Source organism: Ruegeria sp. D3, from assembly GCF_056534465.1.
Genome location: NZ_JBQFPK010000001.1, coordinates 362,789 through 375,244, shown reverse-complemented (window position 1 = coordinate 375,244; position 12,456 = coordinate 362,789). Strand labels below are relative to the sequence as shown.

Genomic DNA, 12,456 nt, shown 5'->3' with positions numbered 1-12,456 from the left:
TACAGCAATTTGACACCAATCAAAGCGCGAAGTGCCGGTCCCTGTTAGCCTTTCATCTAACAAGCTTAGCAAGGAGAAACTGAATGGAAACAGCGGCACAGATAGAAAAGACAGAAACGCCCGTTACTGTGGTGCCTGCCTCTGCAGCGCCCAGTCCCGAGAAAATTCGTCTGGCTTTTGAAAGCGGCAAATACCCCTATGGTCGCAAAATGGCGCGCAGGACGTATGAGGCGCAAAAGGCCGAGTTGCAGGCCGAGTTGCTGAAGGTTCAGCTGTGGGCGCAAGAGACGGGTCAGCGGTTTGTGTTGTTGTTTGAAGGCCGCGACGCTGCTGGAAAGGGTGGTACGATCAAACGGTTCATGGAGCACCTGAACCCGCGTCAGGCCCGTGTGGTCGCGTTGAACAAACCCACCTGGGAAGAAAAGGGTCAGTGGTATTACCAGCGCTATATTCAGGAACTGCCGACCGTGGGCGAAATGGTGTTTTATGACCGCTCCTGGTACAACCGCGCGGGTGTTGAGCGGGTGATGGGCTTTTGTTCGCCCAATGAGTATCTGGAGTTCATGCGCCAGACCCCGGATTTTGAGAGGATGCTGGTGCGCTCGGGCATTCAGCTATACAAATACTGGTTCTCGGTCACGCAGGAAGAGCAACAGCGCCGGTTCAAAAGCCGTGAAACCGACCCGCTTAAACAGTGGAAATTGTCGCCGATCGACAAGGCGAGCCTTAGCAAGTGGGACGACTACACCGAGGCGAAGGAGGCGATGTTCTTCTACACCGACACGGCCGATGCGCCCTGGACGATCATCAAGTCCAACGACAAGAAACGTGCCCGTCTGAACACGATGCGCCACTTCCTGTCGACGCTGGACTATCCCGGTAAGAACCATGACATCGTAAGCGATCCGGATCCGCTGATCGTCGGGCAGGCACATCACGTGATCCATCGGTCCGAGCACATACTGGGTACGTCTCTGCATCCGGACGCTTGAAAGGGCCATTCGAAGCTGATTACCGGCTCTTGATTGAGAGTCTCACCTTGAAATTTCGTTGATCTGGTCTTGTCCCGGCTTCTGGCCGGGCATAAGGCTGGGGCAATGAATAAGGTGATGACATATCGCGGCCACTTCCGGGCCATCGCCGTGCTCGGCCTGCCGTTGGTGGGCGGGCATCTGGCGCAGTTCGCGATCGGCTTGACCGATACAATCATGCTGGGCTGGTACGGGGTCGAGGCTTTGGCTGCTGTAACCTTGGCCAGCAGCTACTATTTCGTGCTGTTTCTGTTCGGGGCCGGGTTCGGCTGGGCCGTTATGCCTATCGTCGCCACGGCCGCTGCGGAAGAGGACGAGACGAGTATTCGCCGCTCGACCCGCATGGGGTTGTGGCTGTCACTGATCTATGCGGCTCTTATGATGCCGTTGCTATGGTGGTCCTACCCGATCCTGATTGCTTTGGATCAAGACCCTGATGTTGCGCGAACGGCTTCCCAGTACCTGCGGGTCGCAGGGTGGGGCCTGTTCCCGGCGCTTATCGTGATGGTCTTGAAGTCTTATCTGGCCGCGTTGGAACGGACCCAGATCGTTCTTTGGATCACGGTAACAGCCGCCGTGGTCAACGGCCTAACTAACTATGCGCTGATCTTCGGGAACTGGGGCGCGCCCGAGATGGGCGTGATCGGCGCCGCCGTCGCCTCGGTGGTTACACAGATCGTTTCGCTGGTCTTTGTGGTGATCTATGCGGTGCGTGTCTTGCCCGAACACAGCCTGTTTCAGCGTTTCTGGCGCCCGGATTGGGAGTTCTTCTTCAGCGTCCTGCGTCTGGGCGTGCCCATCGGATTGACTACTCTGGCCGAGGTTAGCTTGTTTGCGATGTCCGCGATCATGATGGGGTGGCTGGGTCAGGTGCCGCTGGCGGCGCACGGGATCGCGCTGAATTTGGCTTCGGCCACGTTCATGGTGCATCTGGGCCTGTCGAACGCAGCCACGATCCGAGCGGGTAATGCGCTAGGCCGCAAGGACCGGGCGCATCTGGAAAAAGGCGCGATTGCCGTAACGGGCATGTCTTTGGTGATGTCGGTGCTGACGGTCATCCTGTTCCTGACCTGCGCCGAGCCGTTGATCTCGTTGTTTATGGAAACAGACGATCCGCAGCGGTGGGAAATCCTGTTGATTGGCACCGGGTTGCTGGCCATGGCGGCCCTGTTCCAACTGGTGGATGGCGCGCAGGTGATTGCGCTGGGCCTGTTGCGTGGTTTGCAGGACGCCAAAGTGCCGATGGTAATGGCGGGGCTTAGCTATTGGGTCGTGGGCATTCCAGCGTCGTATTACTTTGGTTTTGTCCGGGGGATGGACGGAATTGGAGTCTGGCTGGGTCTTGTTCTGGGGCTGGCTTGTGCGGCGGTGCTTCTGATGGCACGGTTCTGGATGCGATCGGTTCGGTCTGTACCGGTGGCGGCTTAGCCCTTGCTGAGTCGATCCGCCTTTTTGCGCACGAGGACGCTGCGCAGGTCATGCATGGCCATCAACAATCTGTCGGTCACATCCTCAAGCTGATCATCGGTCGCCTTTGACTGTGCCCATTGAGTCGTCAGGTTCAGGTAATCCACGGCCCGGTGGATATCATCAATGTCGCGCTGGGCCAGCAGGGCCTTGCGCGCCTGCATCCAGCGCGCGATTTCGGCTCGGTCGGCTTCGGTCAGGGTGCGCTGGCCTTGCGGTTTGACCTCGCCATTTCGGATGTTGATGACGGCGATCTGGTCCATCTCGATCCGTTGCTGGCGGTTTTCCGTGTCGATCCGGAATACCGCAGCTCCATTCTCGCGGATACGGAAATAGTATTCGGGCAGTTCAGTCGCCATACGGCCTCCGGGCTCAGGTCAGTGCAGCGCAGAAATTTTGGATGCGGGTGCAAGCCTCGGTCAGCGCCTCATCCGATGTAGCATAGCTGACACGGAAATTCGGAGACAAGCCAAACGCGGCACCAAAAACAACGGCAACGTCCGCCTCTTCCAGCAACGCTGTGGCAAACGCCTCGTCTGATGTGATCACGGTACCCGCCGGCGTTGTTTTTCCGATCAGACCCGTGATCGAAGGATAGACGTAAAAAGCACCTTCGGGCGTGGGGCAGGTGATGCCGTCGATCTGATTTAGCATCTTCACCACAAGATCGCGGCGTCGTTTGAATGTCTCGGCATTGGGGGCCAGAAAATCCTGCGTGCCGTTCAGCGCCTCGACCGCAGCCCATTGGCTAACCGAACAAGGGTTCGAGGTCGACTGCGATTGGATCTTGCGCATCGCTGCGATCAACTCGGCCGGGCCTGCGGCATACCCGATCCGCCAGCCGGTCATGGCATAGGCTTTGGACACACCGTTACAGGTTAGTGTGCGCTCATACAGGCCGGGTTCGACCTCAGCCGGGGTGCAGAATTCGAACCCGTCATAGGCGAGATGTTCATACATATCATCAGACATGATCCAAACATGTGGATGACGCATCAGCACATCGGTTAACGCCTTTAGCTCGGCCCGGCTGTAACCCGCACCAGTAGGGTTGGACGGAGAGTTGAAGATGAACCACTTGGTGTTCGGCGTGATCGCGGCCTCAAGCTGTTCGGCCGTCAGCTTGAACTGGTTTTCCAGGGTTGTTTCCACTACGACCGGCGTACCGCCTGCCAGCAGAACCATATCGGGATAGCTGACCCAGTAGGGGGCGGGGATGATCACCTCATCGCCGTCGTTCATGGTGGCCATCAAGGCGTTATACAGCGTCTGCTTGCCGCCGGTACCTACCGAGATCTGGGCGGGCGAATAGTCCAACCCGTGATCACGTTTCATTTTGGCACAAGCCGCCTGTTTCAACTCGGGGATGCCATCGGGCGCGGTGTATTTCGTTTTCCCCGCGGCAATGGCGACGACAGCCGCGTCCTTGATGTTCTGCGGCGTATCGAAATCGGGTTCGCCCGCGCTCAGTCCGATGACGTCGCGCCCTGCGGCCTTCAATTCGGCGGCTTTCGCTGTCATTGCGATGGTCGGTGATGGTTTTACGCGTGACAGTGTCGCAGACAGGAAACTCATGATCGGCCTCGGTTTGTATGTTCAACCTGTCTGTCATAGGGTGCGCCCGAATGACGATCAAGCGATATGCACAGTGGAATTGGAGACGCGAATGAACGACGAAAGCGACTGGTACGGCCCGGAATCAGCAACTTTTGGCGACCGGCTGGCAGGCGCGCGTGAAGCGGCAGGTATGACGCAATCGCAGCTTGCGCGGCGGCTTGGCGTCAAGAAGGCCACGATCGTCGCTTGGGAAAACGACCTGTCTGAGCCGCGCGCCAACCGTTTGTCGATGATGGCTGGAATGATCAATGTCTCGATCATGTGGCTTTTGACTGGCGAGGGTGAGGGCATGGATGCCCCGGTTGAGGTGGTGGAAAACGCGCCTGAGCTTGTTGAAGTCGTGACCGAGTTGCGCGCTATCCGTGGCGAGATGCGGGCCAGCGCCGAGCGGGCCGCCAAGTTGGAGAAACGCGTGCGCCTGATGTTGGAGCGAAATCAATGACCGAGCCGCGTGACGTTCAGATCAAGCGATTGAAAATGCGCTCCATGCGCCGGGGGATCAAGGAAATGGACCTGATCCTGCAGGCGTATGCCGAACGCAATTTGGCGGCGATGGACAGTGCGGGGTTGGAAACCTATGACGCGCTGCTGCACGAAAATGATCAGGACCTGTATCAATGGGTGACTGGGCAGGTCGCCGCCCCAGAGCGGTTCGGGGATCTGATAACTGATATCGCACAAACATTTCAAAAATAAAGAAAAAGACGGTTTAACCGAATTTTCGGTTTTTCGATTCATTCTGCCTGAAACAGCGCGATTGAATCGGAGGATCGGATGAGTATGGAAATGCAGGTCTCCGCGCACGGGGCCAAAGGCTTCATGACCAGTTATCTTGAGGCGCTTGCCCTTGTCGAACGGCTGCACCGTTTGCTTTTGGACGTCATCAAGGACGAGTTCGAACGTGTCGGCGTACTTGAAATCAACGCGGTTCAGGCATTGCTGCTTTTCAACATCGGCGATCATGAAGTCACGGCAGGTGAGCTGAAAAGCCGGGGATACTACCAGGGCAGTAATGTCAGCTATAACCTGAAAAAGCTGGTTGAGATGGGCTATATGCACCACCAGCGTTGCGAGATTGACCGCCGTTCGGTCCGTGTGCGTCTAACGCCGCGTGGACGTGAAATTCGTGACACTGTGTCCGAGCTGTTCGCGCGCCATGCCGATGGGTTGCAGTCACGTGGCGTGTTGGGGCTTGAGGGGATCGAGGACATCACCACCTCTCTCCGTCGGGTTGAACGCTATTGGACTGACCAGATCCGCTACATTTACTGATCAGGGTCGGGTGTATGGCCCGGCGTCGGACAGGACCAAGCCCTCAAGCTCACGGATTAGCTTGCGGGTCATCGCATCCTCATAGGCTTCGAACCCGACGGCAACCTCGACAAAGGCGTCGGGGCCTAGAATGACCCAGGCATTGTAGTAAGCGGATAACTCACTGATCTGTACGTCGCGCTTGTCCCCGACATTGGCGTCATCGGGGCCGATGACTAGTCCGTTGATGGTGATCCCGCTGACTTGCAGTGCTTGTTTCACCTCGCGGGGGTGAGGGCCAATGTTGTGCTTTCCGTCGCCAGAAAGGTCCAGCGTTTGCTTCCAGCACTCGGGCTGTTGGGACAGTAATTCAGCCCCAAACAGCATTGCCGATCCAACTGCTGTCCCCTGAGGCGCCGAGCTGCGCGTTACCGAGTCTAACAGGTTTGAAATGCCAGCTAGTTGTTCGTCGGATCGGATTTCTGTCCAGTCCAGCAGCATGCGCTGATGACTGGCCTCACTCCATTCGAATACGGCGAGCCGCACCGCAGGGCCAAGGCCCGAAAGAAGCAGTTGCTTGACCTTGGGTCGTTGCAGGGCAGCGGCCAGACCACCGAGTTGCAAACTGTATTCGGCGCTATCGACCGAGCCAGAGACATCCAGACCCAATGCCAGAGCCTGTCTGCACTCAGACAGGGCGGGTGTTCCCAAAAAGGCTGCGACAGCGGCAAGGTACCGGATCATTTTGGCGCTTCACCGGACAGAGCGCCGATTTGCAGGCCCTGCAATTCCCTCTCAAGCTTCCGGCGCATGGCGCGCTCGAAGTCTTCGAAACCTTGCGCCACTTCAAGAAAAGCGCCGGGGCCATGCAGGACATTGTTCTCGAAAAACGGGATAAGGAACAGCTCGCCTTCGAAATCAGCAGCGTTGATGACCAGCCCGTTCACCACGACGTCCTGAAACGGAAAGTGGCGGTAGGCCGAATCCGGCCCGTACCCGTCATTGTTCGACCCATCACCAGACAGATCAATGGTCTGGAAAAGGCAGGGCGGGGCTTGCTGCATCAGTGTCGCGCCAAAAGCCAACGCATATCCCATCGCCGTGGCCGATCCGCTGTCGGAACGAACTGATTGCTGTATCGTCGTGGCTGCAGCCAGCAAATCCGCCCGTGTACGGATCATCGACCAGTTCAGAATGACGCGCTGCGTGCTGCGCCCGCTCCATTCATAGACCGCAAGCGCAACGGGCATTGGCGATGAGAAAAACGCTTCGGTCACTTCAGGCGCGACAAGAGCCGCGGCCAGACCCTGCCTTTGCAGTGTGTCTTCAGTGGCGTCCACCGAGGTCGATATGTCCATCGCCAAGGCAAGCGCCAGTCGGCAGGTCTCGGCCCGCAAGGGGCTGGCCAATACGGCCAAGCCCGAGGTTGCCAGCCAGCGGATCACCAATGACCGGTGCTCTCCATGCTGGCCCAGGGTTCGGCGGGGTCCAGCGCTTCGCCGTTTTGCAGCAGCTCGACCGAAATGTTGTCTGGCGAGCGCACAAACGCCATGCGCCCATCGCGCGGCGGCCGGTTGATCACCACGCCATTATCCTGAAGCAGTTGGCACATTTCGTAGATATTATCGACCCCGTAGGCCAAATGACCGAAATGGCGGCTATCGCCAGGTAATCCGTCGTCGCCATCCCAGTTATATGTCAGCTCGATCGGACGATCTTCTTGCCCCGGAGGCGCCATGAAGATCAGCGAAAATCGCCCCTGTTCACTGTCATACCGGCGGGTTTCTTGTAGCCCCAGCAGTTCGTAAAACGCCATGGATTTCTCAAGATCTTTCACACGGACCATGGTGTGGAGGTATGTCAGCCCCATTGCGGTTTCCTTTTTTGTTCAGGTGATGCCATGCACCTTAGCGCGCTAACGTAGTCTGTCGAGGGGCGCAGCGGACACAATTTAGAGTTTGCGCAAGTTAGCGCACATATCGCGGTTCCTGTCGTGGTTTTGCCGATATATAGTGGTCTGCGACTCATTCGCTGGAAAGGAAATTTCATGCCGCTGTCCTCTGACCAACTGACCGAGATCGAAGCGCAACGGGCGCAATCGTATCAAACGCGTCGTGTTGTTGCCCCGGGGATGGAGGATCACCTGTACACCGCGCATCAGGTTCTGGACCACGGTTTTGTGCGTGTGATCGACTATATGGGCGACGACGCGGCGATTTGTCAGGCTGCCCGTGTGTCCTATGGCAAGGGTACCAAATCCGTACAGAATGATGAGGGCCTGATCCGTTACCTGATGCGTCACTGGCACTCGACCCCTTTTGAAATGTGCGAGATCAAGCTGCATGTGAAACTGCCCGTCTTTGTGGCGCGGCAATGGATCCGACATCGGACTGCGAATGTGAATGAATACTCGGCGCGATATTCTATCCTGGACCGCGAGTTCTATATCCCCGCGCCCGACCATGTCGCGGCACAATCCGAGGTGAACAACCAGGGCCGGGGCGACGCGCTGCAGGGCGAAGAAGCCGCGCGCGTACTTGAGATGCTCAAGGCAGACAGTGCCCGGTGCTATGACAATTACGAGGCGATGATCAGTCAGGATGGTCAGCAGGGTCTGGCACGTGAACTGGCGCGGATGAACCTTCCGGCGAATATCTACACTCAATGGTACTGGAAGGTGGACCTGCACAATCTGTTCCACTTCCTGCGGCTGCGAGCGGACCCCCACGCGCAATATGAAATCCGTGTATATGCGGACACGATGTGCAAAATCGTCGCCGACTGGGTTCCTTTCGCTTACAAGGCGTTTGAAGATTACCGTCTTGGCGCGGTGAATCTATCCGCGCAGATGGTCGACTGCCTGCGGCGAATGTTGTCTGGGGAAACCGTTTCTCAGGAAAATTCGGGAATGACCGCCCGCGAGTGGCGCGAGTTTGAGGCCGTCATCCGCGAAAGCTAATCGCATATCGTTTGTCTATACGTTTTGTCGTGAAGCTGTTACATTGGCTTCATGACATGTCTTTCTTACATCCGATTTGCATGCCTCTTTTGCTTGCTTGGCGGCCCGGTTTTCGCCAAGTCTCCGATTGCCGAGGTATTGTGTGAACCGACATCCCGAATGCACGACAAGCTTGAACGTCAGTTCGGCTCGCAGCGCGCGGCCACCGGGGTGCGCAGTCCCGAACAGATCATGGAAGTCTGGACTAGCGAGAAAGGTGATTGGACGATGGTTGTCACTTATTCGACCGGCACGTCCTGCATCGTTGCGATGGGTCAAGACTGGTTCACGCACGCCGACACAGATCCGGCGCGCGGTTAACATTGGTCGAACCATTATTGGTCAACGGCCGGAAATTGGCCGTTGCCCTGCTTTGTCTTCCCGTCGGGAGGGGGCCTTACAACGGTTTCAAATCGGCGGCCATCTGGCGACCGTCGCGTCCGTCCTGCAATTCGTATGAGACTTTCTGATTGTCTGCGAGCCCGGTCAGACCTGACCGTTCAACAGCCGAGATATGTACAAATACGTCCTTGCCACCTTCATCGGGGGCAATAAACCCATAGCCTTTAGTGGTATTAAACCATTTCACGGTGCCAGTTGGCATTTCCCGTGTCTCCTTCTACTTACACGTTGTCCCACAAATTGGTGGGGGAAGTGATTGACGCCACCGCCTTTCATCACCGCCGCGCCCACACGCTTCGGCCCGAATTGCGTATTTCGTCTTTTTCAACATTGCACGGTGAAGTAAAAAATCAAGAATTACCGGAACACCTTGGCGAATTTGCCTAAAATTCACACAAGCATAGGAAGCCCCCTAAAATGCGCCTATATGGACTAAAGAACTGTGATACCTGCCGTAAGGCACTGAAATCATTGGGAGGTGTTGATTTTGTCGACGTGCGAGCGGATGGGGTGCCCGAAACAGTGCTGTCACGGGCATTTACACAATTCGGCGAGGCTTTGTTCAACACCCGGTCCACGACATGGCGGGGCCTAAGCGAAGATGAGCGCGCGCGGGCACCGTTGGAGCTGTTGCACGATCATCCGACCTTGATGAAACGTCCTTTGATCGAGCGTGACGGGCAGTTTTTTCTTGGTTGGACGGCGGCGACGAAGGCTGCTCTTGGCGTCGACTGAGCGGATGCTTATCTGCAAAGGCGCAAGCAAGAGGGCGAAAGATGCGTAACGCAGCGATGATTTTGGGTGTGATTGCCGGGCTAATCGGCATGTTGGTCGGTTTTGTCGGCTATGGATATGTCGAACTGATCGACCGGTTCGGAGAGATCGACGGCCTTGCCGAGCAGGTGGACAACGCGCAGCTTATCCAGGCTATGTCGATCCTGGCACCTTTGCTGGCGATTACCGGAGGGGCTATGGCCAAGGCGAGGGCATTGATTGGCGGGGCATTGTTGCTAATTTCAGCCGGCGGCATGTATTACGCGTTTGGGTTCAATGCCTTTACCATGTTCCCGGTTGCATTTGCCGGGGTGGCAGGGGCCCTTGGGCTGGCCGCAGGTAGACCGGACGAGCCCAAGGCGCATTTCTAACTCACTTTAGACGCAAGATGCGGTCTATTGAAATGGGGCCTGCACCGTTGATCACGATGACCAGGAACAGGAAAGTCCACATGACGCGCTGGTCCATCAAGGTGATGGCATTGTCGAACAGCCCACCCAGTTTCACACCGTGACCGGCGACATCAACGATGGTTTGAACCCATACGAAGCCGATCATGGCCAGGGCCGCGACGCGGGTGAGTAGACCCACCAGCAGCAATGCCGGCAGAACAAACTCGGCCACGGTGCCTAAAAAGATCACGATACGCTGGAAGAAGGTCATCTGGGTGACGTCATACAAAACGGCTTCAGCCGCTTTGGGGAAGATCTGGCCAAAGGCACCGGCTGACGCCGAGAAGATCGACCCGTCAATCTTCAGAGTGGCCGAATTCCAGTAGTAAACAAGCAATACAGCAACAAAAACAAGCCGTGCCAGGGTCGGTGTCAGCCAGTTGGCCGAGCTGTCCAGCCGTCCCAGGACATTGTTGTGAAGAGAGATCAGGGCAGTCATTGTGCCAGCCTTTCGATAGTCACAGAAGTAATGGCGCCACCTTGAAGCAGAGGCGCCAGAGTGGCCCCAAGGTCAAACTCGGGGGTGGTAGCGGATACGCTTTCGAATGCTTGACCGATCGTATGACCAGTCTGCATCTTAGATATCCAATCTGCGCCGCCTGCAGGCAGCAGATGCGGCGCGGGATCAAATTCGGGGCGGGTGACCAGCACGTCTTCAGCACCGGGCTGGGGTTTGGGGGCGTCGTCCATGGTGTTGAATCGCCACAAAGAGAATATTGGCCACTCAGAGCGGACCACCTGCATTGATGGTGCGAATTCCAGCTTGGCCCGCATGACCTGTTCTGGGTCCACGGCCAGTGCGTCACCCGGTGCAGGCGTGCTGTCCGCCGCGTGGTAGGAGCGACGCAGGGCCAGTTCCAACCGGGCAACGTCGGGCAAATATCCCAGGTGCGAAAGCTGCTCCATTCCCGCCAGAAATTCAGGGAACGCTTCGCCGTAGAACATCATCATCGGCGTCGTCGGGGGATGCTGGCGTAGGAAAATTGCCGACAGACCATCCATGTTCTGAGCGCCTAACAGCTTCGCGATTACCGGGAAGGCCTGATGCATTGCCTCGGTCAGTGACACCGCAACATTGTTGCGATAAACGCTGAACCGTCGGCCTGCCGGTTGGGCGCGGGCATCCACCAACCCCTCTGGAACCGCCTCAGACGGGTTCAAAAGGGCAGTGTGAAAGGTGGATTGAGACACGCTCATGCCGGGATGCGGTCCAATGCCGCTTGTGCCCGGTCAGCCTCGGCTCGAAGAACAGGCCAGTCGGGAACATCTGTATCCCATTCGATCAGGACTGGTTTCGGACCCGATCTTTCCAGCACGTAGTCCAGCAAGGCCCAGACGGGGTCCACGACCTCGCGCCCGTGGCTGTCGATCAGCAGGGGGCGACCGTGGTCGTCCTCGTCTTCGTCGTGGCCGCCTAGATGAATTTCGCCAACTTTTTCCAGTGGATAGGCGTCAATGTAGCCCTGTGGTGAAAAGTCCAGGTTGGTGGCCGAGACAAAAACGTTGTTCACGTCTAGCAAAAGGCCGCAGCCAGTGCGGCGCGAGATTTCGCGCAGGAAGTCAGGCTCGGACCACGTACTTTCCTCAAACGCCAGATAGCTGGAAGGGTTTTCCAGTAGCATCTGCCGCCCGACAACCTCTTGCACCTGATCGATGTGTTCGCAAATCCGGGCAAGTGTTACGTCAGTATAGGGCAGAGGCAACAGGTCGTTCAGGAAGTGACTGTCATGGGTTGACCACGCCAGATGCTCGGAGAAACTAGCCGGGTTCAGCCAGCCGACCAGATGTTTCAGACGGGCCAGATGATCGGGGTCCAATGGGCCTTCGCCGCCAATGGACAGGCCGACACCGTGCACAGAAACAGGAAACTGTTCCGACAGGTGGCGCAGCTGCGCCAGCGGGCGTCCGCCATCGCCCATGTAATTCTCGGCATGGATTTCCAGCCATGCCACCGGATGCGCGTGATCCAGAATCTGTTGAAAATGCTGGGGTTTGTATCCGACACCCGGCGCTGCGGGCAGTCTGTTTGATCGAATAGCGTTGTCCAGCATTACAATAGTCTCCGGTTCGCGACAAAGAGGCGGGCGACAAGGCCCGCCCCTTCGGTTTTCCTAAGCGCGGGCTTATGCCGGCAGGTCGCGGTCCAGCGGCTCGAGCGAGCCTTTGCGGTCCGAACCGTCTGCGGTCTGGGGCAGCTCGATATCGGCGCAGGTGCCTGCGTCGACCAGCGTCCATGCGTTACCCTGATAATCAACGGTCGAAGTACCGGCGCAGGTGGTGCCGGGGCCGGCTGCGCAATCGTTTTCACCTGCCAGCGAAACGCCATAGCACTTTTCTTTGGCTTGGGCGGTTGCGGTGGTGGCGGCACCGGATACGGCGGCTGCGACTGCGGTTGCGATAACCAGGGATTTAGCGGTGTTCGACATCTCGGTAATCCTTTTGATGACTGCGTATGTCCGTGTTT

General features: G+C 57.4%; 20 protein-coding genes. 10 read left to right on the top strand and 10 right to left on the bottom strand.

Going from position 1 to position 12,456, the window contains the following annotated elements:
• The first annotated feature begins 83 nt into the window (after positions 1–83).
• Both ppk2 and ACR0DX_RS01870 read left to right on the top strand, forming a co-directional pair.
• Positions 84–992, top strand: a complete 909-nt coding sequence (gene ppk2 / locus ACR0DX_RS01875; RefSeq protein WP_170354636.1) for a polyphosphate kinase 2 — start codon at positions 84–86, stop codon at positions 990–992.
• Positions 993–1,097: 105 nt separating this feature from the next.
• Entirely contained in the window at positions 1,098–2,459 is a 1,362-nt protein-coding gene (locus ACR0DX_RS01870; RefSeq protein WP_170354635.1) for an MATE family efflux transporter, read from the top strand.
• Here the strand turns inward: ACR0DX_RS01870 and ACR0DX_RS01865 are convergent.
• Positions 2,456–2,857, bottom strand: a complete 402-nt coding sequence (locus tag ACR0DX_RS01865) for a hypothetical protein (protein ID WP_170354634.1) — start codon at positions 2,855–2,857, stop codon at positions 2,456–2,458. The two genes, ACR0DX_RS01870 and ACR0DX_RS01865, sit on opposite strands and share 4 nt — an antisense overlap.
• 13 nt (positions 2,858–2,870) lie before the next feature.
• Entirely contained in the window at positions 2,871–4,073 is a 1,203-nt protein-coding gene (locus ACR0DX_RS01860; RefSeq protein WP_170354633.1) for a pyridoxal phosphate-dependent aminotransferase, read from the bottom strand.
• 91 nt (positions 4,074–4,164) lie between these two features.
• On the opposite strand from ACR0DX_RS01860, the gene ACR0DX_RS01855 reads away from it, so the two are divergent.
• The 3 genes from ACR0DX_RS01855 (at position 4,165) to ACR0DX_RS01845 (ending at position 5,387) form a co-directional block, all read left to right on the top strand.
• Complete coding sequence (locus ACR0DX_RS01855; RefSeq protein ID WP_170354632.1) at positions 4,165–4,557, top strand: helix-turn-helix domain-containing protein; 393 nt, start codon at positions 4,165–4,167, stop codon at positions 4,555–4,557.
• Positions 4,554–4,811 carry a succinate dehydrogenase assembly factor 2 gene (locus ACR0DX_RS01850; protein ID WP_170354631.1) on the top strand — a complete coding sequence of 86 codons (258 nt, stop codon included), beginning with the start codon at positions 4,554–4,556 and terminating at the stop codon, positions 4,809–4,811. Before ACR0DX_RS01855 ends, ACR0DX_RS01850 begins: the two co-directional genes overlap by 4 nt.
• A 78-nt stretch (positions 4,812–4,889) precedes the next feature.
• Complete coding sequence (locus ACR0DX_RS01845) at positions 4,890–5,387, top strand: MarR family winged helix-turn-helix transcriptional regulator (protein ID WP_170354630.1); 498 nt, start codon at positions 4,890–4,892, stop codon at positions 5,385–5,387.
• On the opposite strand, the gene ACR0DX_RS01840 is transcribed toward ACR0DX_RS01845, so the two are convergent.
• Genes ACR0DX_RS01840 through ACR0DX_RS01830 form a run of 3 tightly spaced genes read right to left on the bottom strand, consistent with a single transcriptional unit; the run spans position 5,388 to position 7,236 of the window.
• Positions 5,388–6,110 (bottom strand): DUF1194 domain-containing protein, encoded by a 723-nt coding sequence (locus tag ACR0DX_RS01840; RefSeq protein ID WP_170354617.1) that lies wholly within the window; start codon positions 6,108–6,110, stop codon positions 5,388–5,390.
• Positions 6,107–6,811: a DUF1194 domain-containing protein gene (locus tag ACR0DX_RS01835; protein WP_170354616.1), complete on the bottom strand. Its 705-nt coding sequence runs from the start codon at positions 6,809–6,811 to the stop codon at positions 6,107–6,109. Before ACR0DX_RS01835 ends, ACR0DX_RS01840 begins: the two co-directional genes overlap by 4 nt.
• The gene (locus ACR0DX_RS01830; RefSeq protein ID WP_170354615.1) at positions 6,808–7,236 is read right to left on the bottom strand and encodes a VOC family protein; all 429 of its coding nucleotides are present in this window, start codon (positions 7,234–7,236) and stop codon (positions 6,808–6,810) included. The genes ACR0DX_RS01835 and ACR0DX_RS01830 overlap by 4 nt, the downstream gene beginning before the upstream one ends.
• 177 nt (positions 7,237–7,413) lie before the next feature.
• Here ACR0DX_RS01830 and thyX point away from each other — a divergent pair, with 177 nt between their 5' ends.
• Both thyX and ACR0DX_RS01820 read left to right on the top strand, forming a co-directional pair.
• Positions 7,414–8,325 carry an FAD-dependent thymidylate synthase gene (gene thyX / locus ACR0DX_RS01825; protein WP_170354614.1) on the top strand — a complete coding sequence of 304 codons (912 nt, stop codon included), beginning with the start codon at positions 7,414–7,416 and terminating at the stop codon, positions 8,323–8,325.
• Positions 8,326–8,484: 159 nt separating this feature from the next.
• Entirely contained in the window at positions 8,485–8,685 is a 201-nt protein-coding gene (locus ACR0DX_RS01820; RefSeq protein WP_480844989.1) for a hypothetical protein, read from the top strand.
• A gap of 76 nt (positions 8,686–8,761) precedes the next feature.
• Here ACR0DX_RS01820 and ACR0DX_RS01815 read toward each other — a convergent pair whose 3' ends face one another.
• Positions 8,762–8,968, bottom strand: a complete 207-nt coding sequence (locus ACR0DX_RS01815) for a cold-shock protein (protein WP_008758035.1) — start codon at positions 8,966–8,968, stop codon at positions 8,762–8,764.
• Positions 8,969–9,018: 50 nt separating this feature from the next.
• Between ACR0DX_RS01815 and ACR0DX_RS01810 the strand changes: the two genes are divergently transcribed.
• The 3 genes from ACR0DX_RS01810 to ACR0DX_RS01800 are packed head-to-tail and all read left to right on the top strand — an operon-like array spanning position 9,019 to position 9,911.
• Positions 9,019–9,153: a hypothetical protein gene (locus ACR0DX_RS01810; protein WP_269149578.1), complete on the top strand. Its 135-nt coding sequence runs from the start codon at positions 9,019–9,021 to the stop codon at positions 9,151–9,153.
• 30 nt (positions 9,154–9,183) lie between these two features.
• Positions 9,184–9,501 carry an ArsC/Spx/MgsR family protein gene (locus ACR0DX_RS01805; RefSeq protein ID WP_170354612.1) on the top strand — a complete coding sequence of 106 codons (318 nt, stop codon included), beginning with the start codon at positions 9,184–9,186 and terminating at the stop codon, positions 9,499–9,501.
• Between the two features lie 41 nt (positions 9,502–9,542).
• Positions 9,543–9,911, top strand: coding sequence for a hypothetical protein (locus ACR0DX_RS01800; protein ID WP_170527049.1), 369 nt, complete (start codon positions 9,543–9,545; stop codon positions 9,909–9,911).
• Between the two features lies 1 nt (position 9,912).
• Here the strand turns inward: ACR0DX_RS01800 and ACR0DX_RS01795 are convergent, their stop codons facing one another.
• The 4 genes from ACR0DX_RS01795 to ACR0DX_RS01780 all read right to left on the bottom strand — a co-directional run bounded on the left by ACR0DX_RS01795 (position 9,913) and on the right by ACR0DX_RS01780 (position 12,418).
• Positions 9,913–10,431 carry a DoxX family membrane protein gene (locus tag ACR0DX_RS01795; RefSeq protein ID WP_170354610.1) on the bottom strand — a complete coding sequence of 173 codons (519 nt, stop codon included), beginning with the start codon at positions 10,429–10,431 and terminating at the stop codon, positions 9,913–9,915.
• Entirely contained in the window at positions 10,428–11,189 is a 762-nt protein-coding gene (locus ACR0DX_RS01790) for an HvfC/BufC family peptide modification chaperone (protein ID WP_170354609.1), read from the bottom strand. The genes ACR0DX_RS01795 and ACR0DX_RS01790 overlap by 4 nt, the downstream gene beginning before the upstream one ends.
• Positions 11,186–12,043: an MNIO family bufferin maturase gene (bufB, locus tag ACR0DX_RS01785; RefSeq protein ID WP_353390395.1), complete on the bottom strand. Its 858-nt coding sequence runs from the start codon at positions 12,041–12,043 to the stop codon at positions 11,186–11,188. Before bufB ends, ACR0DX_RS01790 begins: the two co-directional genes overlap by 4 nt.
• A 72-nt stretch (positions 12,044–12,115) precedes the next feature.
• Positions 12,116–12,418: a BufA1 family periplasmic bufferin-type metallophore gene (locus tag ACR0DX_RS01780; protein WP_170354607.1), complete on the bottom strand. Its 303-nt coding sequence runs from the start codon at positions 12,416–12,418 to the stop codon at positions 12,116–12,118.
• Positions 12,419–12,456: the final 38 nt, after the last annotated feature.

Coding starts and splice junctions, on each gene's coding strand:
- ppk2 (WP_170354636.1), top strand. CDS start 84: ATGGAAACAGCGGCACAGATAGAAAAGACAGAAACGCCCGTTACTGTG.
- ACR0DX_RS01870 (WP_170354635.1), top strand. CDS start 1,098: ATGAATAAGGTGATGACATATCGCGGCCACTTCCGGGCCATCGCCGTG.
- ACR0DX_RS01865 (WP_170354634.1), bottom strand. CDS start 2,857: ATGGCGACTGAACTGCCCGAATACTATTTCCGTATCCGCGAGAATGGA.
- ACR0DX_RS01860 (WP_170354633.1), bottom strand. CDS start 4,073: ATGAGTTTCCTGTCTGCGACACTGTCACGCGTAAAACCATCACCGACC.
- ACR0DX_RS01855 (WP_170354632.1), top strand. CDS start 4,165: ATGAACGACGAAAGCGACTGGTACGGCCCGGAATCAGCAACTTTTGGC.
- ACR0DX_RS01850 (WP_170354631.1), top strand. CDS start 4,554: ATGACCGAGCCGCGTGACGTTCAGATCAAGCGATTGAAAATGCGCTCC.
- ACR0DX_RS01845 (WP_170354630.1), top strand. CDS start 4,890: ATGAGTATGGAAATGCAGGTCTCCGCGCACGGGGCCAAAGGCTTCATG.
- ACR0DX_RS01840 (WP_170354617.1), bottom strand. CDS start 6,110: ATGATCCGGTACCTTGCCGCTGTCGCAGCCTTTTTGGGAACACCCGCC.
- ACR0DX_RS01830 (WP_170354615.1), bottom strand. CDS start 7,236: ATGGGGCTGACATACCTCCACACCATGGTCCGTGTGAAAGATCTTGAG.
- thyX (WP_170354614.1), top strand. CDS start 7,414: ATGCCGCTGTCCTCTGACCAACTGACCGAGATCGAAGCGCAACGGGCG.
- ACR0DX_RS01820 (WP_480844989.1), top strand. CDS start 8,485: ATGCACGACAAGCTTGAACGTCAGTTCGGCTCGCAGCGCGCGGCCACC.
- ACR0DX_RS01815 (WP_008758035.1), bottom strand. CDS start 8,968: ATGCCAACTGGCACCGTGAAATGGTTTAATACCACTAAAGGCTATGGG.
- ACR0DX_RS01805 (WP_170354612.1), top strand. CDS start 9,184: ATGCGCCTATATGGACTAAAGAACTGTGATACCTGCCGTAAGGCACTG.
- ACR0DX_RS01800 (WP_170527049.1), top strand. CDS start 9,543: ATGCGTAACGCAGCGATGATTTTGGGTGTGATTGCCGGGCTAATCGGC.
- ACR0DX_RS01795 (WP_170354610.1), bottom strand. CDS start 10,431: ATGACTGCCCTGATCTCTCTTCACAACAATGTCCTGGGACGGCTGGAC.
- ACR0DX_RS01790 (WP_170354609.1), bottom strand. CDS start 11,189: ATGAGCGTGTCTCAATCCACCTTTCACACTGCCCTTTTGAACCCGTCT.
- bufB (WP_353390395.1), bottom strand. CDS start 12,043: ATGCTGGACAACGCTATTCGATCAAACAGACTGCCCGCAGCGCCGGGT.
- ACR0DX_RS01780 (WP_170354607.1), bottom strand. CDS start 12,418: ATGTCGAACACCGCTAAATCCCTGGTTATCGCAACCGCAGTCGCAGCC.